We start from the raw sequence: 20765 nt of genomic DNA, 5'->3' as shown, positions 1-20765 counted from the left end.
TTAATATCTGAAAAATTTTTATTTTTAAACAGTTGTGATTATGATATAAAGGTTTTATGAGTCTAATTGAAGGAAGAAACATATATGAAAAAAATACATATTTTACTTTGGGTAATGTTCATCCTCATCATTGGGGGATGTTCTAGCAGCCAAAGCCAAATCACTCCCTCTCCAAACGTCGAAAAAGGGAGTATTAATCTAGCAAATTGGAACTTCGAAACGAACCGTTTAGTAAAATTGAATGGAGATTGGGAATTTTATTGGCATGAACTCCTAATGTCTAATGATTTCAAAGCAAAAGAAACTCCAAACAAAACAGGCTACATTAAAGTACCAATGTTCTGGGGGAACAAAGTTGGTGAGCAGAACCTATCGGGTCATGGTTATGCAACATACCGAATGAAGTTGAAACTGGGTGAGCAGCAACAGGGACAATCACTAGGAATTTATATTCCGTTCGGCGTAGAGTCAGCCTATGAACTTTGGGTAAATGGGGAGCTATTAGCAACAGCGGGAAAAGTAGGGACTTCTAAAGAAAAGATGGTTGGTCAATATTATCCAAAGGTCGCTATTTTTGAGGCAAAGGCAGAAAATGAGATAATCATCCAGGTTTCAAATTATGTTCAACGAACAGGGGGATTATGGGACCCAATTACATTAGGTAATGCCGATGAAATGCTTCATTTTTGGAATAAGCGCCTTGCTTCTGAGCTTTTTGTAGCGGGAAGTATTGTCATGATTGGACTATATCATCTTGGTCTATTTCTCATACGTCGTAATGATCGCTCACCGCTTTATTTTGGATTGTTTTGTTTACTGTTTGGACTTCGGTCATTGTTTCTAGGAGAAGTATACATTAATCACCTTTTCCCAAATCTAGATTTTGATATATATAAGAAGTTTGAATATATTGGCCAGTACGCTGGACCGGCATTGTTCATCCTTTATGTTCAAAAGCTGTTCCCGTCAGACATCCATAAACGCATGGTACATGCAGCGGTGGTTATTTATGCACTGTTATGTACATTGGTAATCCTATTACCAGCTAGTCTATTTACTTACAGCTTACCCATTTCTCATTTGGTGTTAGCTGTTTACGCTCCTTACGTCATATTCGTATTTATTAAGGCAGCTATGTTAAGACGTGAAGGTGCTCTATTTTCCTGTTTAATGTTTCTCATAATGGCGCTGACAGTAATAAATGACCTTCTTTACTACAACAACATTATTGTGACTTTTGATATGGCTAAGTTCGGATTGTTTATCTTTATTTTTGCCCAGGCTTTCTTGATTTCGAAAAAATTCTCCAAGGCGTTTAAAACAGTTGAGAATTTATCTATGAAGCAGGCTAGAGACCTTCAAACCATTGATGAGTTAAATGAAGAAATTGAAAGTACTCAGCGAGAAGTGATCCTGACAATGGGAGAAATTGTTGAGACGCGTTCTAAAGAAACTGGTTTCCATGTCAAACGGGTAGCGGAATATTCCTGTCTCCTAGCAGAAAAATATGGTCTGCCAAAAGAAGAGGTTGACAGGATCAGGCTTGCAAGCCCTATGCATGACATTGGCAAGGTTGGAATCAGCGACGAAATTCTAAATAAGCCAGGAAAGTTAACTTCTGAGGAATACGATGTAATGAAAACTCATACGAATATTGGCTATGATATGTTAAAGCATTCCACCAGGTCTATTATGCAAGCAGCTGCTATAATTGCCTTGCAGCACCATGAAAAATATAACGGCAAAGGCTATCCGCGAGGACTTACAGGGGAGGAAATTCATATATTTGGAAGAATCACGGCTATTGCGGATGTATTTGATGCTTTATCGAGTAAGCGTGTCTATAAATCTGCATGGGACATGAACACAATCATTCAACTCTTTAAAGAAGAACGCGGCGAACATTTTGATCCAATTTTAACAGATCTATTTCTTGAACATTTTGATGAATTCAATGTCATATACGAAAAATATCGTGATGAGAAGGTATTTTAATAAGGAAAATGAGTGGTAAGGCTGCTCATTTTTTTTTGTGGAATTTTTTAATTACAAGATATACTTTTCACCAAGTTTTCACCATTGTCCTATAAACTTCAAACTATCAAGAACGAAAGGAGGAAAGATAGCGATGAATACTAGAGTTAAACTAGCCATTTTCTGGGGTGTAATTATAACTTCTGGACTGGTTGTAATTAATTTCTTCCTGCATCTTTTAGGAGGAAATCAAACCAATGTGGTGTTCCAAAATGGGTTTCGGCCTGAAGGGCGTGGGCACTTTGGCGGAAGGGGAGCTCACCAGTTTATGAATGGCCCTCATCCAGGAGGAGAATTTTCTTGGTTTGGACTTTTATTATTTCTGATTATTGGACTAGCACTTTTAGTTCTAATACTGAAATGGGTTAAAAGGAAAGCAAAAAATTCTGCCATGCAACAGTTTATTGATACACCTGTAGTAGGTTCACATATTCCAATTGTCAATCAAAATGCAAGTATGTTAGATCAGTGGGAAAAAAATTTAACTAAAAAAGGAGAATAAAGGAAATGGGTATTTTTAAAAGAGTAACAACAATTACGAAGGCTGAAATTAATGGATTATTAGATGGGTTGGAAAATCCAATTGCGATGTTGAATGAATATTCAAGAGAATTGGAACAGGAAATTCTAAAGGGCCAAAAAGCATTATCACAGCAATACCTTGTTGAGAAAAAACAAGCGGCTTTATTGCTAGATACGGAACAATTAATAGCAAAAAGAACGCGTCAGGCTAAACTGGCAATTGAACAAGAAGAGGAAGCAATCGCGAAATTAGCACTTCAGGAAAAATTACTTCATGAAAAACAGTTTGACCTCTATCAACAGCAATTCAATGCGATCAAAGAGCAAACACAAATTTTAATAGAAAAATTAAATGAGTTGAAGGAAACCTATAATGAATTGCAGCATAAGAAAATTTTATTAGCATCTCGGGCCAATGTGGCTCAGTCTATTAAACAAATTCAAAAAGCGACTGTTTCCTTCCAAACAGATAACATCGCAAGAGGAGTTGCACGTGCGGAAGAGCGTATTATGCTGATGGAGGCTCAGGTACAAGCTGGCAGTCAGTTCTCAAGCCCTTTAGCGCAGCATGATGCAGCATATCAAAATTATATAAGAGAAGAAGAGCTCGAACAGGAACTTGAGAAACTAAAACGTGAAAAAGTAACGTTGTAAGGATAACCAGAAAAAGGAAGCACTCTTTGTAGGATTGGTGCTTCTTTTTCTATATGGCTGTGTTAATGGATACTGATGACTTTAGAACCTGTTGATTGAAGCGGAAGGCGCTCGACTCCTCGAAAATGCTATCACATTTTCTTCGTGCGTGGGCAGATTCGAGGAAGTAAATCAAAGTCCTGCGGGATGTACGAGCTGAGTGAGACCCCGCAGGTGCGAAGCTGTAAGGAGGCTCACGGGCGAGCCCGCGAACCGCTCGCGCCTGGAGCGTAAATCAACAGCCTAATTTAACACAGCCTTTCTTTATATAAAGAGAAAGGAGATTTCATCGTGAGTACTACAAGCCTTATACTGTTATATTTGGCCGCGGCACTGGCTATTAGCAGGCTTCCTATGTTAAGAGTTTACTTTTCCCTATGTAATACACTAATTGAGAAGATCATTCATGTTCTATCAGTTGTGGTTACGAGAGAAGGAAAATCAAATAAAATTAAATTGTACAAAAACGGCTCAGGCGAGACGACAAGCATTGTCAATTCAAAAGTCCAAAAGGTAATGATTGTTTATATTGGGTATACGGGTACATTGTTATTAGCAATGGGGTTATTTTACTTACTATCATTAAATCAGTTTCATTTCGTCATTTATTTCTTTATCGGTCTAATGGTTATTTCTATTTTACTTTGGATTCGAAACCTTTTTGGGGTATTATGGGCGTTATCATTTGTCACAATATTAGCTGTACCACTGTATTTCAGCAATGAATTAGCGATTATGCATATAAGTATCTTTTTATCTTCACTTATTCTTGTTCAAGCTATCATAAATGCCTTCCAAGTAATAAGACAAAGTTTTAAAACCGAAGGAAAACCTGGTGCTTTAGCAAAAATAGTAAGGATTCCCGCGGTTATATGTGGAATCGCCCTTTTAGGTCAATCGCTCTATGCTGCTTATTTTATTTTCAATCATGTTCTAAATTTTAAGGTGGCTATGATAAGATTTGAGTTGTTGGAGATTTTCCAGACAATGGAGAAGTTTATCACCTGATAAAAGGGGTTTCCTGATTATGAATATTTTATTAGCTGAAGATGATTTGCAGCTTGGAGAATTAATTGTATATATGTTAACGAAGATTGGACACAAGGTAGAGTGGGTGATGGAAGGGGAAGATGCATATTATTATGCTTCCAACGCACACTATGATGTCTTAATCCTGGATTGGATGATGCCAAACGGCGATGGGGTAGATGTCTGCCGCAGATTACGGAAACAAGGATATCCGGGAGCCATCCTGATGCTGACTGCAAAGGATACGGTAGAGGATCGGATAGAGGGATTGGATTCCGGAGCTGATGATTATCTTGTGAAGCCTTTTGAAATAGGAGAATTGCAGGCAAGATTGCGGGCTCTTTCACGACGGAATTATGCGCCTCTATTAGAAGAGGAAATAAAGTTACAAGATCTAGTGCTGAATCGAAACGGTCATTTTGTTCGATTCGGGAGCGAAGAAATCCAATTAAGTCCCCGGGAGTATCAACTATTAGATTTATTGGTCCAGAATAAGGGTCAGGTCATCCCGCGAGAAGTGATTCTTGAGCGAATTTGGGGACTGGATTCTGATGTTGCGCCTAAGACAATTGATGCAACCGTTAAACTCATCCGGAAAAAGTTAGATAAGGCGGGGAAACAGGAGTTGATTCAAAGTGTAAGAGGGGTAGGGTATAAGCTTGAAAACTAATCTGCTTTCATTCTTCCACTTATTAACAAACCTTGGTGAGAAAGATGTTTTTAAAAGTACCCAAGGCCGGCTTACCCGTATTTATAGTGGATTGCTTATTTTATTTCTCATTCTCTTTATTATGATTGTTTATTCAGTGCTTTATTTTAGTATTCTCAGGAATCAGGAGACTGAACTTGAAACATTAGTGAAGCAGGAAGCAGGTGTCCTAGAGGATTATTTAACAACAAATGAAAAAAATGATTTTCGCGGAATTCAAAATCAAGAGGTCGTGTTTGCCGGAGTAAACCAGCTTTTTTATTATGTTGTGAATTCAAATGGAGAATTGATTATGGGAAACGAAGCAGACCAGCGAATTCAACCTGATGTGTTAGAAATGTTGAATCGAAGTGGCCTGAATGATGGAGAGATTCTAAAGGAAACACTTCATCTTGAAGGAAGTGAGAAAGGCAGAGGAAAACCGGGTGAATTTTTTCAGCGTGAGCCCGACAGAGATATCACCCTAATCATTGCCAGCCAATCGATTTACGATAAAGGCCGCTTTGTGGGTAAATTGTTTATTGGTAAGGATATTACTTTTGCCTATCAGCTGTTCCATTGGTTATTGATTATCCTTTTAGTAATTGGATTGGTGTTTGTTGTTGTGGCACTATTTATTAGTACTGCCATGTCCAAAAAAGCTATGATTCCGATTAGCAGGGCTTTTACGAGACAGCGGGAGTTTGTTGCAGATGCCTCGCACGAGCTGCGAACTCCTTTAAGTGTACTATTATCGTCTCTCGATGCGATTGAAATGACGATTGATACGAAGAAAGAGGAATTTGCCGGTAAACTGCTTTCAAATATGAGGCAGGAAGTGAAACGGATGACAAGTTTGGTCAGCGACTTGTTAACACTAGCACGTTCAGATTCAAGTATTATCGAACGGAGAACCGAGACGTTTGACTTTCTTCCTCATGCCGAGAAAGCGATTGAATCTGTCCAGTCACTTGCTGACACAAAGCAGATTAGCCTTCGTTTAGAAGCTCCTCATACATTGATGGCAAAGGGAGACCCGGACAGATTATCTCAATTACTATATATCTTATTAGACAATGCCATTAAATACACACCAAATAAAGGTGAAGTATGGCTCCTGCTTTCAAGGGAAGGGCAGGAAATGTGTATTAGTGTAAAGGATACGGGTATCGGAATTAACAAAGAAGATTACCATCGCGTTTTTGAACGGTTCTACCGTGCAGACAAATCCCGTTCACGGCAAATGGGCGGGCATGGATTGGGACTATCCATCGCCAAATGGATCGTTGAAACACATAACGGGACAATAAACATATCTAGTGAAGTCGGAAAAGGAACCGTATTTACTATTCGTATTCCACTGAATTAGTTCCTAAATTGGTGCCTGTCACCGCTCGTGGACACTTTCCACCTGAGGCGGACAGTCCCAATGTAAAATGCCTGATCCTTTATTTAGGGTCAGGCATTTTTTTCGGTCCATTTGATAGGTGTTTGCTGATGGTAACAGTTACTTTTAACATAAGAACTGATAGGATGACATAATACCATGTATCCCACCAGACGAGGCTGTGTAGGATTTCTGCTTTTTTCAGGATACCGTTCACCGTGTACATTAAAAGGGGGGTAAACACATATTTTAACCATTTAAACTCCCAATGACGGTTCGCTATCCATACGTAGAAAAGGCAGGCACATAAATAAAAGATGGAACCAAAGGCAGTAGTATCTTCAGATAGTTGGTCAAACCAGCCAAGTTCATAATATCGATTTGAAAAGAACATAATAGGTGTAAATTGGAAACTCGCTGAAATGGGACCAATTATTAAAAACAGTAAAATGTTATGAAGCTTTCCAGTCAAAGGATGGGACAGCAGTTGATCGAACACTTTTGATATAGGGAAGTAGAAGACAAGTAAGCCAAGTGCTGTGTAACCAATTTTCCACCAATTATGTGAATATATATTTAGCTGCAAGAATGTCCATTCAATCCCTGCAATAAGGCTAGTAAATAATATTATCCATATCCAATTCTTCCGTAAAGCACCAATAAATGTGGCTACGGCAGGTAATGCCAATGCATTCGAGGCAATGGCTCCCATATTACTATCATAATACGAATCATGCTTAATCAACTTAGGGAAATACTGATAGCTGTGACCGAAATTGTAAATTACAGTTTCTATTAAATATCCTAGACCAACCATCGCGAAAAAAAGCAGTAAACTCCTATTACTTCTTGTTGCTACATACACATAAATTAACAGAAGAATACTTAAGACCCCTAACCCCAGATACCAGTAGGAATTATACTCCATATTTAAATCTCCCTCTGTTTTCACTATTAGCAGCTAGTATTTATCAAAGTGGGGATTTTATTCAAATAGTTAGAACAAAAAACATATTATCCCGACTCGACTGGTAGGAATATATATACTAATATTCTCATAGACTAATTTACGCACCACGAAATATAAATAAAATAAGGGGGGAAACAAGATGAATGCATTTCTAATTATTGTGAATGTTGCCGTATTGCTTTTACTCATGGTTGGTTTGCGCATGATGGCAAAGAAGCATGTATCATTCTCAAAACGTGTATTCGCTGGTTTAGGGTTAGGTCTTATCTTTGGTTTTATTGTTCATTTAATTTATGGTGCAGATTCCGAGGTTACAACAGAATCAATCGCTTGGTTTAATATTGTCGGATCGGGTTATGTTAAGTTACTACAAATGGTGGTTATGCCGCTTGTATTTATTTCAATCGTAGGAGCCTTTACAAAATTAAAATTAACCAAGAATATCGGAAAAATCAGTGTTCTTGTAATTGGGATTTTACTTGGAACAACTGCTATTTCTGCAGCAATTGGAATTGGTACCTCATTAGGATTTGGTCTTGATGGTATACAACTGACTGAAGGTGAAGAAGAAGCGGCACGAAATGCTGCGTTAGAGGAAAGAGTGGGCACGGTTGAAGCTATGACCATTCCGCAGCAAATTCTTGAATTATTCCCGGCTAATCCGTTTTTAGATTTAACAGGTGCTCGGGCAACATCTACAATTGCGGTTGTTATCTTTGCAGCCTTTATCGGAATTGCTTACCTTGGGGTAAAGCGTAAAGACCCAGAACATGCTGAACTTTTCGCGAAAATAATCGATTCTCTATACGCAGTAACCATGAGAATTGTTACGTTAATCCTTCGTTTAACACCATATGGTATTTTAGCTATTATTACAAAGGTTGCAGCCACAAGTAACTATGACGCGATTGTAAAATTAGGGAAATTTGTTATCGCTTCTTATGTAGCACTTATTCTTGTATTTATAGTTCATTTATTGTTATTAGCGATCGCAAAAATTAATCCAGTTAATTTTGTGAAAAAGGCCTTGCCAACTTTAACATTTGCCTTTACTTCTCGTTCAAGCGCAGGTACACTGCCGCTAACGATTAAAACACAAACAAAAGACTTAGGTGTTTCTGAAGGGATTGCAAACTTTGCAGGTTCATTTGGTCTAACAATTGGGCAAAACGGATGTGCTGGCGTTTATCCGGCAATGTTAGCCGTTATGGTAGCACCAGCAGCAGGAATTGATCCGTTTAGCCCTGGCTTTATTCTTTCATTGATTCTCGTCGTTGCCATTAGTTCATTCGGTGTAGCAGGAGTGGGCGGCGGTGCAACCTTTGCAGCGCTAATCGTTCTATCTGTTATGAACCTTCCAATTGCTATTGTGGGTCTCCTAATCTCAGTAGAACCGTTAATCGACATGGGACGTACAGCCCTAAACGTAAGCGGAGCAATCACATCCGGAATACTAACAAGCAAAGCAACAGGTGAATTCGATAAAGAAGTATATCAACAACCGGATATTGTTGAAGCTTAAAATGAGTGTTTAAAATGGGTGCCTGTCACCAAGGTGATGTCACCTTTGGTGACAGGCACCGCTCGTGGACACAGTCCGTGTGGTGTGGACATTTTGGTAATTACTGGATAGTCGTTATGGCTATCCAGTTTTTTTTGGCTAAAAAACTAATTAAACGTTTGATTAAATCGGTTGATAAACTAATCAAACGTTTGATTAGACAGCACAGGACCCTTGGGAATAGTAGGTTTTTAAATGAAATGAGGAACCTATGTACAGTTCACTGATGAAGACGGTAATGAGTTTTTACTGAATGGGGTAAAAATAACCTCAACTAAAAAGGGCAGTTCCTCAATGTCCTAAACATTGTGGTGGCTGCCTTTTTATCAATCCCTTTTTCCTATTCCATGCATGATAAATTGTATAGTTTGCTCAATCTCAAGCTCATCATCCCAATCCAAATGAGGAAGAAGAACATAACGGGAGAATAAGAAGCCGAGTATATTGGTAATGGTTAACCGAGCGATACTTTCTGGCGGCATATCAACTAATAGCCCTTTTTCCTGATAGCCTATGATCACTTTTTCAACGGAGTTAAAGATATTTTTTGCGACGAGATCAAAAAATTGTTCACGCAGTTCCGGCTGAAAAGGAATCTCTTGAAACATGATTTTCACCACAGGCAGCATCCGGATGAGAAGGTCTCTTCTATTTTCAATCGTGGCACGCAGAAATTCTTCGACGGTTTCAAATTCCCGATCAAGTACTTTATTAAAGTCCTTAACCACCAATGGAGCAATGAACTTTGTCATTAACGGCGCCACAATCGAAACCAATAATTCCTTCTTCGTTTTATAATGCCGAAAGATGGTTCCTTCCGCTACTCCTGCCTTTTTAGCAATCTCACTAGTCGACGAAGCGGCATAGCCCTTTTCAGAAAAGGTTTCAATTGCGGCTACAATGATTTTTTTTTGCTTATCAGTCAATTTATCTTCATCAAATAACTGCTGCAGCATTAATTCTTCTTCAGTCATTGGTAACTCCTTTTTTTCATTTCAAAATGAACCATATCAAATTTTCCTGTATTTCTTCAATGCTACTATATTTAAAATAATGAAGACAAGGGCGAAGCCCAACAAGACGAATAAATCGTTTCTGATATCACTTAAACCTAGCCCTTTATACATCACATCAACTAAGGCATTTCCGCCATAATACATCGGCATGCATTTAGCAAGAATCTGCATCCATCCAGCCATAGACTCAAACGGAAGAATACCTGCAAAAAAGACCTGAGGGATGATAGCTATCGGAATAAATTGCATCATCTGAAACTCGGAATTAGCGAATGACGATAATAGAATTCCAAGTGTTAACGCCACTAATGCAAGGGTTAAATTGATAATGACAACATTCCAGAATGAACCTACAAGCGTTATATCTAATACATTTACAGCATACGTAACCACAATAATGGTTTGGATTACCGCAAATAATCCGTATCCCAACAAATAACCAAAAACAATATCTCTTCTTTGGATAGGTGTGGCCAGTAATCGTTCAAGAGTACCAGTCGTACGTTCCCGCAGCAATGCAATTCCAGAAATTAAGAACACGAAGAAGAAGACAAAGAATCCAACTAATATCGGGCTCAATTGGTCAAAAAAGATGGTATCCTTATTTCCATATATATAGGAAGTATTTACCTCAGGTGCTTTTACCTGGTCCATCTTAATGGGCACTCCTGGAAGTTTACTCTGAATACCCTCCATAAATGCAGATAAATTGGCTGCCTGCTCTTTTGCGTTCTCTGCCGCAATTGCCTGTTGCACCTTTATTTGTAAAGCCTTCGCTGCATTAGGCTGGTCATTAGTAAGGGTCAAAGTAATGTCCTCACCATCAAATTGTAGAACTCCGTCTAAGTCTTTTTCGAGTAAGAGGTTTTTCGTGTTTTCTTCTACTTGTAAAACGGAAATATTACTATCCTTTAATCTCTCAATTAATTTGTCATCTGCATTGATAACACCAAGTCTGGGATTAACGGTATTCCCAGAAAGCAGATAATTCATTAGGGTTAAAACGAGTAATGGAGCAACCATCATCAATGCTAAAGCCCGTTTATCACGCAGCATTTGGTGAAATATCCGTTTGACCATGGCTAATATTCTCATTGCTGCTTACCCCCTGCTTTTAAAAATACCTCTTCTAAACTTGTAATCCCGTATTGCTTTTTCAATTCCGAAGGTGACCCGCTTGTGATAATCTCACCATCACGCACCATAGCAAGACAATCACACTTTTCTGCTTCATCCATAACATGGGTAGTTACTAAAATCGTTTTCCCTTCATTCTTTAAACGATATAACTCGGCCCAAATGGACTGTCTTAGCTCGGGGTCAATACCGACAGTTGGCTCATCCAAAATAAGGACTTCAGGATCTTGTATTAACGCCACTGCAAGAGATAACCGGCGTTTCATACCGCCAGAATAGTTTTGAACCTTCTTTTTCAAATCTGTAGTCAGATTTACTAAGTCTGCTGCATATGCAATCCGTTCTTTTTGGACATCTTTTTTCAGTTTAAAAAGGGAGGCAAAGAAGGCGAGATTTTCCTCTCCAGTTAAATCGGTGTATAAGGCATCCGCTTGTGCCATATAGCCGATTCTTTGCAAAAGTTGTAGTTTTGGAACAGGTGTATTCAATACATGAACATTACCTTCACTGGGGGAATCCATGCCCACGATGATCTTTACCAGGGTTGTTTTACCGGAACCGGAAGGACCAATTAGCCCATAAATTTGGCCGGATTCAACTTTTAAGCTGATTTGATTTAGAACTAACTTTTTTCCGAAAGTTTTACTCACTTCATTTATGACTATAGTTGATGACATTATTAATCATTCCTCTCAAAATGAGTGATTACTCACTTTAATTATAACAAGTAAATTCCTTAGGTCAATAGGCTCCATGCATTGACATAACTAAAATTTTCCGCCTTTGTGGTATACTATTCTCACATAGTATCACGGAGGGTGAATGGATGGCGCGTGAACGGAAATTTAATACTGTAGAGTTATTTCATGAGGCGAAGCAGCTGCTCCTCCAGCACGGATATGACGGCTTTACTTTCAGTCTCTTGGCGGACCGGATGGAGGTTTCGAGGGCTGCTTTATATAAATACTACGACAATAAAGAAGAGTTAATTACAGACTTTATGATTTACGAAATGGAAGAATTTCTTCATGAATTAAAAGAAATTGAAAAACTTGAAGGTTTTGAAAGGCAATTCGACTTTCTGATTGATCTTATTTTTAAAAAGACCGAAGTACACGAATTAATCAGAGCTGCCGAGCACGTTATGGCAAGGATGGAGGCGACCCCTACAAATAAAGAAAAGCTGGAGAAGCTGCCATTAGATATGTACAAATTTTTACAGCGATTCATCTTAGTAGGTAAGGCGGAAGGAAAATTAAAAGAACATATTCCAGATGGTTTAATTATTGGATTTATTCTTCAAACAGTAGCAATTCCCAATCATTTTGGAATTCCAAAGGGTGTTTGGATTCATTCAATAAAGGAAGTTATTAGTCAGGGAATGTTCATGAATAAGTAATTGACACATGTGTAACTTTGAACGATAATGAAAGTGATATTTGTGTCAATTATTTTTTTGTTAAAAGTTACACAGGTGTCACTTATATTATCGTGAAGGAGAACGAGAGCATGAATTCATTCTTACAGCCGGTAACAGACCGAGTTACCTCAAAAAAAGGTATGTGGATTACGCTTGGAATCTGGCTCTTAGTAACCATACTGCTATCTGTCCTTGCCCCAAGTGCTAAGGAGTACGAGGTATCAAGCATTGACACTATTCCTGCAGACGCAAAATCTATTATTGCTCAGAATAAGGTCGATGAATATTTTAAAAATAATGATGGTATACCAGCCATACTGGTTTTTCAAAATGAAGGTAACAAGGTAGAAATATCTGACTTGAAACCGTTATTTGAAAAATTAGATCAAGTTGAGGGAATAAAAGAATATGTTCCTTTAACTAACTTGCCGCCACAAGCTACCGCAAGTTTTTTCTCTAAAGATCAAAGTACTTTGATCCTTCCAGTAACATTTGAATCTTCATTGGAGTCAAAGGAAATAAGAACCGCTCTAGAGGAAATTGATGAAATGGTTGAGAAAAGTACAGACTTAACATTATATACTACAGGTCCGGCAGGAATTGCGGTGGATTCTCTCAATCTCTTTTCCCGTGCTGACTTAGTTTTATTGTTTTCAACGGTTGGATTAATTCTAATCTTATTAATCGTGATTTATCGATCTCCATTATTAGCTTTGATCCCGCTGTTTGCAGCAGCATTTGTTTACCAGGTTGTGAATCAACTATTAGGTTTGATGGGGAAGGCTGGATTGCTGATTAGCAGCCAAACTTTTTCCATTATGACGATTCTTTTATTTGCAGCAGTTATTGATTATTCCTTATTTGTCTTCTCACGTTACCGTGAAGAATTGAAAAGATTTGAAAGTAAATTTGACGCAATGAAACATGCGATGAGAGAAACTGGAATGCCGGTCTTTTTCTCAGGGGGAACGGTTTTAGCGGCCATGTTAGTCCTGTTCTTTGCTGAATTTGGAGATTATCGTAATTTTGCTCCGGTGTTTGCTGCAGCCATGCTTGTTATTATGCTGGCTTCCATTACACTTGTACCTGCATTGTTTACTCTGTTTGGGAGAAAATCCTTCTGGCCTAAGATTCCTAGAGTGGGTGAAGAAACAGTTAAATCCAGTTCTGTATGGAGTAAAATTGGCAAATTTGTCGTGAAAAAACCAGTGCTTTCAGCTTCCATGATTGGTATCATTCTTCTAGCTTCAGCCCTAAACATGCTGAATTTGAATTATGAATTCGATACCATGAAGTCGTTTCCGAAGGATATGCCTTCAAGACAAGGCTATGAAATATTAGAGGGAAAGTTTGAAAAAGGTGACCTTGCTGCAACGACTGTATTGTTTGAAGCGAAAGAAGCAATTACATCTGAACAGCAAGCAGCATTACTCGAAACGCTGGCAGACCAAAATCTAGTCAGCAATGTTCGTCCGAATGGCACCACATCAGATAATAAGGTAATACAATATAGCCTCACATTTGAGGAAAGTCCATATGCAGTAGAAACAATGGATGCATTGGAGAAAATGCGAAACAATGAAGATAAATTAGTAGCACAAAGTAATCTGGACGGGGAGCTTTATTTTGCAGGAGAAACGGCAAAAAAAGTGGATGACCGTGCAACGAATGACAGGGATTTAATCGTGATCGTTTTGCTCGAATCACTTTTGATTTTTGCCATGTTGATTATTTTGACAAAATCATTTAGAATGCCAATCTATATGATGGGGACCATTCTCATATCCTTCCTGGCAGCAGTCGGTCTGGGAATGTTCTTAAGCAGTCTATTCTTTGATATTGACACCATCAGCAACCGTGTACCGCTTTATTCATTTGTCTTTTTAGTGGCACTTGGAATTGATTATAACATTATTCTCATTTCAAGATTTATGGAAGAACGGAAAAAGCACTCTGTGAAAAAGGCAGTAGAGATTGCTGTGGCAAATACAGGCGGTGTAATTTCTTCTGCGGGAATCATTCTAGCAGCAACTTTTGCTGTATTGATGACACAGCCAATCCAATTATTGTTTGTATTTGGCTTCATTGTCGCAGTAGGAATAATATTAGATACGTTCCTAATTCGAGGGATCCTTTTACCAGCATTGATCGTATTATTGGAAAAAGATAAACCAGACGCAGCACAGGAAGTTCAGTAAAAAAAGCAGTACCAAAGAATCCCTATCTTTGGTACTTTTTTTTCTGGGTTTAGATTCCATTTAAAATGAAAATTACATATGGTAATAGAGAAATTTCTAGTTTATGATAGAGTGAAAAGTATGATTTTTGGGGTGGGAGTTCATTGTTTTTAATAGATTATATAGTAAATGTTTCCGTTTTTTCACTCTTGGTTTGTACCCCATTAGTAATACGTTCTTTCATAAATCATAAACCCGTAAAAAATTTCCCTCTCTGGGCAGGCTGTTATGGAGGAATTGTTTCAATCATTCTCATTATGCTGTCTATCCATGAACAGGGGTATACCTACGATATTCGTTACGCACCTGTGATTCTAGTATTCGCCTACTTAGGTCCAGTTTCTGGAATGATAACAGGAGTATTCGGTTTACTCGCAAGACTGCTCTCAAGCGGACATTGGGACACAGCTATTATTGGCTGGCTATGGTTGATGTCAGGCTTCTCCCTTATGCATATGTACATAAAAAAACTTTCACCTATAAAAAGAACCGTTATTTTATCGGGAATTTATTTAATCATTTATACGATTACCGTTCCTATTATTTTTAATGTATTTAGAGATAAACCATTCTTCCATCTTCAATATGTATTCTTTGTTATTTTAGGCGTAATTATTGGGGTTTTACTGGTTGAATCCTACTTAAAGCTCTATAGGTTGAATAATAGATTAACAGATATGTATAAGATGGTTGAGGCAAGTGAAGCAAAGTACAGGCTGATTGCTGAAAATACTTCTGACTTAATTATGGTAATGGATAAAGATCATAATCTTACTTATTTCTCTCCATCCCATGAAATGGTTTTAGGTTATCAATCGAATGAATTGGAGGCGGTTAAAATATGCAGATTCATTCACCCTGATGATGTTGATTTGTTTAAAAGTACGATTGATGGAATGTTTCATCATAAAGAGTTTAAATCAATTGAATTTAGTCTCAACCATAAACAAGGTCGATGGATTGAATTTGAGTCCAGGTGTGTACCTGTAGAAGGAGAAAATGGCGAGGTTGAACATATTGTAATTATCAGCCGTGATATTTCAGAACGTAAAAAGGCAGAAGAAATTCTATTGCAATCTGAGAAACTATCGATTGTTGGTGAATTAGCGGCAGGTGTGGCACATGAAATCCGTAATCCCCTTACCACGATTAAAGGCTTTATACAGCTTTTTAAAAGGGAAAATGGTGCTGATGAAATAAACGACCTGCTCCTAAGTGAACTTGGACGAATTGAAACGATTACCAGTGAAATGCTTACGTTAGGAAAACCACAGGCTGTGCAGCTTCATCGGACGAATTTAGGAGATCTAGTTGAGAATACCCTTGAACTTTTGTCACCGCAAGCACATATGGAAAATATTCAATTCAATTTATGTGTCGAAGAAGGGGAGTTTTTTATAACAGGCGAGAAGAATCAATTAAAGCAGGTTTTCCTTAATGTTCTCAAGAACGCGATTGAGTCAATGCCTGAAGGAGGTACTATTCACATTAACCTGCATAAAGGTGAAAAGGGTGAATGTGTTCTTTCCGTTAAGGATGAAGGCTGTGGAATACCTGAAGAAATTTTACCTCGATTAGGTGAACCTTTCTATACTTTAAAAGAAAAAGGCACAGGACTTGGATTAATGATTTGTAATAAAATTATTAAACAACACTATGGAAGTATTACGTATCATAGTAAAGAACAACAGGGTACGTTAGTTGAAATTAAATTACCTCTGGCTAGTTAAATGAGAGGAGCGTTTTCCCACAGGGAAGATGCTCCTCTTTTTAAATTGCCTACCTTAAGAGAGGCTTCCACTAATTTTTAACTTGAAAAAGTTGATTCCGGAAATGCGGAAATTTCCGGAATTGCGGAATCTTCAATTCTCATTATTCCGTATTTCCGGAAAAAACTACTAATAATGTTACTGGTTTATAACTGTAACCAACTAGATAATAGTAATAAATAGTATAATAAGAAAGAAAATTACTATTATTTAGAATTTAAAAATAAAACTGGCATGGAACTTGCATTTATATAAACGTAGGCATTAAATGAAAACGCTTACGATGGGGGTATTTTGTTTGAAGCTTGTAAAATAAAAGGTTTAGGGGGATTTAAATGGATTTAATTGTTATTCTTTTGGCGCTTGGACTGCTAATGTTCGCCGCCTACCGTGGTTTTTCTGTTATTTTATTCGCTCCATTATGTGCAATTTTAGCTGTTTTATTTATTGAGCCGAGTCAAGTTTTACCATTTTTCTCTGGTGTATTTATGGAAAAAATGGTTGGATTCATCAAATCCTACTTCCCAGTCTTCTTACTAGGAGCGATCTTCGGGAAAGTAGTTGAAATGTCAGGGATTGCCGAATCCATTGCAAAGACGATTGTTCGTATATTAGGTGCAAAACGCGCCATGCTAACCATTGTTTTACTAGGTGCCATCTTAACATATAGCGGTGTAAGTTTATTCGTTGCTGTATTCGCTATTTATCCGTTTGCAGCTCAAATGTTCAGAGAAGCAAATATTCCTAAAAGACTTATTCCAGGAACCATTGCACTTGGTGCTTTCACATTCACCATGGATGCCCTGCCAGGAACGCCGCAAATACAAAATGTTATACCGATTGCTTTCTTTAAAACCGACATTTATGCGGCCCCGATCCTTGGTATCATAGGTGCAATTTTTGTTTTAACAATTGGCTTATTGTACTTGGAAATGAGAAGGAAAAAGGCAGAAAAAGCTGGAGAAGGATATTATGGCTTCGGTGCTGAGAATGCCGCGGCTTTAGCGAAAGACTTAATAGATGAAAAAGAAGACGGAGCACCTGATTTAACTTCCAATCAATCCGTTTTGAGACAAGTTTTAGCATTTATTCCACTTATTCTTGTAGGTGTTACGAATAAACTATTCATTACCATGATTCCTAAATGGTATCCAAATGGGTTTGATTTTAAAGCGATAGGTTTACCGTACACTGTTGACGTTGCAGCGAGTGCAGCAATCTGGGCGATTGAAATGGCATTGGTTGTCGGAATTCTGACTTCGCTTTTATATGATTGGAAGCGTGTAACAAATAAATTTAAAGATGGACTTAACCAAAGTATTGGCGGTTCATTACTAGCAACGATGAATACTGGTGCAGAATATGGATTTGGCGGTGTTATTGCTGCACTTCCTGGCTTTGCAAAAATCAGTGATGGAATCTCCACTACCTTCACAAATCCGCTGGTAAACGGTGCTGTAACAACTAGTACACTTGCAGGTGTTACGGGATCGGCATCTGGTGGTATGGGAATTGCGTTAGGAGCTATGGCTGATCAATACAATAAGGCCATTGCCGCAGCCAATATTCCACCTGAAGTTATGCACCGTGTGGTTGCGATGGCATCAGGTGGAATGGATACACTGCCGCACAATGGTGCGGTTATCACACTTTTAGCGGTAACAGGATTAACTCACAAACAATCCTATCGTGACATTTTTGCGATTACGATCATTAAAACAATAGCTGTTTTCTTTGTTATTGCAATTTATACTTTCCTAGGACTTGTATAGAATTCAAAAACATACGTTGTATTAGTAAGTAAATATTTTAGGAGGCTCAACATGTTAGTAGGAAAAGTAGCGTTTATTACTGGATCTGCAAGTGGAATAGGTTTGGAAATCGCTAAGACATTTGCACAAGAGGGTGCAAATGTGGTCATCTCTGACTTGAATAAAGAAAAAAGTGATAGTGTTGCAAATGAACTAAGAGAGCAAGGGTATGAAGCATTTTCTGCTCCTTGCGATGTCACGGATGAGGAAGCATTTAAAAATGCATTAGAATCAACTCATGGCAGATTTGGAAGAATTGATATTTTAGTAAATAATGCTGGACTTCAGTATGTTTCACCAATTGAGGAATTCCCTACTGAAAAGTTTGAATTATTAATAAAGGTCATGCTGACAGCCCCGTTTATTGGGATTAAACATGTGTTCCCAATCATGAAACAACAGGGCTTTGGAAGAGTCATCAATATGGCATCTATTAACGGAGTTATTGGTTTTGCGGGTAAGGCAGCTTACAATAGTGCGAAGCACGGAGTGATTGGGTTAACGAAGGTTGCGGCTTTAGAGGGTGCGGAGCATGGAATTACTGTTAATGCTCTATGCCCAGGTTATGTTGATACGCCACTTGTAAGAAACCAGCTTAAAGACTTATCTATCACAAGGAACGTTAGCTTGGAACGTGTAATTGATGATGTACTTCTAACCCTTGTACCTCAAAAAAGGCTGCTAGCAGTATCTGAAATTGCTGATTATGCTGCTTTCTTGGCTAGCGATAAGGCAAGAGGAATCACAGGTCAAGCCGTTGTTCTTGATGGCGGTTATACAGTGCAATAACGAAAAAGTTATCCTGCTCGGTTTACCGAACAGGATTCTTTTATTCTACTTGGTGATTAACCAAGCCTCTTTGATATAATAAACATAAACAAAACTACCAGGGTGAATAGATATGAAACCAGGAACGGAAAAAATTCCACATCATTGGATTGAAGAAATTATCAACCTTGCAGGTGAACGAATTGTTGTTGTTGATCGTGAAGGGATTGTTCTATATATCAATGAAGCCTATTGTGAATTTCTAGGCACCACGGTTGAAAAAGCTATAGGAAAGCCTGTTCAAGATGTAATTGAGAACTCAAGGATGCATATCGTTGCGAAAACTGGACAAAAAGAACTGGCGTCCATACAGCCCATAAACGGCAGTGAAATGATTGCAAACAGATATCCGCTTATCATTGATGGTGAATTAGTAGGAGCTGTCGGAACGGTTATGTTCCGTAATCCCGAAGATTGGTTATTATACAAAAATAAAATTCAGCACCTCGTTGAAGAAGTGAATTATTATAAAACAAAAGCTGAAAAAAATAGTAAAAGCAAATATTACTTTAGTAATCTCATTGGAAATAGTCCTTCTTTTTTAGCTGTTAAAAAGTTGGCTGAAAGAATTTCCGTCAGTCAATCAGCCGTTTTAATACTTGGAGAATCGGGTACAGGTAAGGAATTATATGCTTCGGCAATTCACAATAACAGCATGCGTGCTGACTACCCTTTCGTGCCAATCAATTGTGCGTCTATCCCGGAACACTTACTCGAATCCGAATTGTTCGGTTATGATGAAGGTGCCTTTACTGGTGCTAAAAAGGGCGGAAAGAAAGGTCATTTTCAAATAGCCAATCGTGGCACGATTTTTCTTGATGAAATCGGAGATATGCCGCTCGCGATGCAAAGTAAGCTTTTGAGAGTTTTACAGGAACGTGAAATACTGCCAGTCGGTGGTCAAAAATCAATTGCAGTAGATGTTCGCATCATTGCAGCTACACATCAGAATTTAGAGAAAATGGTCGAAGAAGGAACGTTTCGTCAAGATTTATATTACCGGTTAAATGTAATTAAAATTGAACTCCCCCCACTCAGGGAGCGTAATGGCGATGTTGAGTTAATAGCCAATAATCTATTAAGAAAATTAGAAAGAAAGTTTTATCGTAAAGGTATTAAGCTATCTTCTGAAGTAATAGAGAGACTGAATCAGCATAAGTGGCCAGGAAATATACGGGAACTCGAGAATGTTCTAGAAAGGTCTATCAATGTCTTAGACGGAGATACAATAGAAGTAGCGCACCTGCCATTATATTTACGAGATGATGAGACAGTAAGTATTCCCAAAAAATTAAACGAGATAGAATCAATAAACGTTGCGGAAAGGCATGTTCAGTCATTAAAAGAAACACTTGCACAAGCGGAAAAACAAGCAATCCAAAATGCTCTTTCTGTTTCAAATGGTAATAAACTGGAAGCAGCAAGGCTGCTCGAAGTTGGGAAAACGAAATTCTACGAGAAATGTAAAATCTATTCTATTCATTAAAGAGAAGGGTATCTTCCTAAACGGAAGATACCCTTCTCTTTGTGTAATGGTCAAAAATTTCGTATAACAAGTAAAATTATTATTATAGTGACGAAAAGTAAATTTGATAAGATTTATTTGAAAAGGCTTACAAGTAAAAAATGAGAGGTGAAGGAAAGGGAAAAGGTGTTTCCAGAC

17 protein-coding genes are annotated in these 20765 nt (G+C 38.1%); 13 read left to right on the top strand and 4 right to left on the bottom strand.

The window, feature by feature from the left end:
- The first annotated feature begins 84 nt into the window (after positions 1-84).
- The 6 genes from ABC255_RS27465 (at position 85) to ABC255_RS27440 (ending at position 6335) form a co-directional block, all read left to right on the top strand.
- Positions 85-1995 carry an HD domain-containing phosphohydrolase gene (locus ABC255_RS27465; protein WP_412998281.1) on the top strand — a complete coding sequence of 637 codons (1911 nt, stop codon included), beginning with the start codon at positions 85-87 and terminating at the stop codon, positions 1993-1995.
- A 37-nt stretch (positions 1996-2032) separates the two neighbouring features.
- Entirely contained in the window at positions 2033-2536 is a 504-nt protein-coding gene (locus tag ABC255_RS27460) for a hypothetical protein (protein WP_412998280.1), read from the top strand.
- Positions 2537-2541: 5 nt separating this feature from the next.
- Entirely contained in the window at positions 2542-3210 is a 669-nt protein-coding gene (locus ABC255_RS27455; protein WP_412998279.1) for a PspA/IM30 family protein, read from the top strand.
- A gap of 330 nt (positions 3211-3540) precedes the next feature.
- Positions 3541-4257 carry a M50 family metallopeptidase gene (locus ABC255_RS27450; protein WP_412998278.1) on the top strand — a complete coding sequence of 239 codons (717 nt, stop codon included), beginning with the start codon at positions 3541-3543 and terminating at the stop codon, positions 4255-4257.
- A 19-nt stretch (positions 4258-4276) separates the two neighbouring features.
- Positions 4277-4948 (top strand): response regulator transcription factor, encoded by a 672-nt coding sequence (locus ABC255_RS27445; protein WP_412998277.1) that lies wholly within the window; start codon positions 4277-4279, stop codon positions 4946-4948.
- Positions 4938-6335 carry a sensor histidine kinase gene (locus ABC255_RS27440; protein WP_412998276.1) on the top strand — a complete coding sequence of 466 codons (1398 nt, stop codon included), beginning with the start codon at positions 4938-4940 and terminating at the stop codon, positions 6333-6335. Before ABC255_RS27445 ends, ABC255_RS27440 begins: the two co-directional genes overlap by 11 nt.
- A 79-nt stretch (positions 6336-6414) precedes the next feature.
- On the opposite strand, the gene ABC255_RS27435 is transcribed toward ABC255_RS27440, so the two are convergent.
- Positions 6415-7281 (bottom strand): hypothetical protein, encoded by an 867-nt coding sequence (locus ABC255_RS27435; RefSeq protein ID WP_412998275.1) that lies wholly within the window; start codon positions 7279-7281, stop codon positions 6415-6417.
- 181 nt (positions 7282-7462) lie between these two features.
- Here ABC255_RS27435 and ABC255_RS27430 point away from each other — a divergent pair, with 181 nt between their 5' ends.
- Positions 7463-8845, top strand: coding sequence for an L-cystine transporter (locus tag ABC255_RS27430; protein ID WP_412998274.1), 1383 nt, complete (start codon positions 7463-7465; stop codon positions 8843-8845).
- Positions 8846-9210: 365 nt separating this feature from the next.
- Here ABC255_RS27430 and ABC255_RS27425 read toward each other — a convergent pair whose 3' ends face one another.
- The 3 genes from ABC255_RS27425 to ABC255_RS27415 are packed head-to-tail and all read right to left on the bottom strand — an operon-like array spanning position 9211 to position 11714.
- Positions 9211-9858 carry a TetR/AcrR family transcriptional regulator gene (locus tag ABC255_RS27425; RefSeq protein WP_412998273.1) on the bottom strand — a complete coding sequence of 216 codons (648 nt, stop codon included), beginning with the start codon at positions 9856-9858 and terminating at the stop codon, positions 9211-9213.
- A gap of 36 nt (positions 9859-9894) precedes the next feature.
- On the bottom strand, positions 9895-10995 hold the full coding sequence (locus tag ABC255_RS27420; protein ID WP_412998272.1) for an ABC transporter permease: 1101 nt from the start codon (positions 10993-10995) through the stop codon (positions 9895-9897).
- Positions 10992-11714, bottom strand: coding sequence for an ABC transporter ATP-binding protein (locus tag ABC255_RS27415; RefSeq protein WP_412998271.1), 723 nt, complete (start codon positions 11712-11714; stop codon positions 10992-10994). Before ABC255_RS27415 ends, ABC255_RS27420 begins: the two co-directional genes overlap by 4 nt.
- Before the next feature lie 149 nt (positions 11715-11863).
- On the opposite strand from ABC255_RS27415, the gene ABC255_RS27410 reads away from it, so the two are divergent.
- From ABC255_RS27410 to ABC255_RS27385, 6 genes are all read left to right on the top strand, one after another.
- On the top strand, positions 11864-12436 hold the full coding sequence (locus tag ABC255_RS27410; RefSeq protein WP_412998270.1) for a TetR/AcrR family transcriptional regulator: 573 nt from the start codon (positions 11864-11866) through the stop codon (positions 12434-12436).
- A gap of 110 nt (positions 12437-12546) precedes the next feature.
- Positions 12547-14655: an MMPL family transporter gene (locus tag ABC255_RS27405; protein ID WP_412998269.1), complete on the top strand. Its 2109-nt coding sequence runs from the start codon at positions 12547-12549 to the stop codon at positions 14653-14655.
- A 296-nt stretch (positions 14656-14951) separates the two neighbouring features.
- On the top strand, positions 14952-16424 hold the full coding sequence (locus tag ABC255_RS27400) for an ATP-binding protein (RefSeq protein ID WP_412998268.1): 1473 nt from the start codon (positions 14952-14954) through the stop codon (positions 16422-16424).
- A 374-nt stretch (positions 16425-16798) separates the two neighbouring features.
- Positions 16799-18235, top strand: a complete 1437-nt coding sequence (locus tag ABC255_RS27395) for a GntP family permease (protein WP_412998267.1) — start codon at positions 16799-16801, stop codon at positions 18233-18235.
- A 51-nt stretch (positions 18236-18286) separates the two neighbouring features.
- A complete protein-coding gene (locus ABC255_RS27390) occupies positions 18287-19063 on the top strand; it encodes a 3-hydroxybutyrate dehydrogenase (protein ID WP_412998266.1) in 777 nt (258 codons plus the stop codon).
- A 112-nt stretch (positions 19064-19175) separates the two neighbouring features.
- Complete coding sequence (locus ABC255_RS27385) at positions 19176-20588, top strand: sigma-54 interaction domain-containing protein (RefSeq protein WP_412998265.1); 1413 nt, start codon at positions 19176-19178, stop codon at positions 20586-20588.
- The last annotated feature ends 177 nt before the right edge of the window (positions 20589-20765 follow it).

Source organism: Neobacillus canaveralius (assembly GCF_047237705.1).
GTDB classification, from domain to species: Bacteria; Bacillota; Bacilli; order Bacillales; family Cytobacillaceae; genus Neobacillus; species Neobacillus niacini_K.
This window is presented reverse-complemented; position numbering and strand designations above follow the sequence as displayed.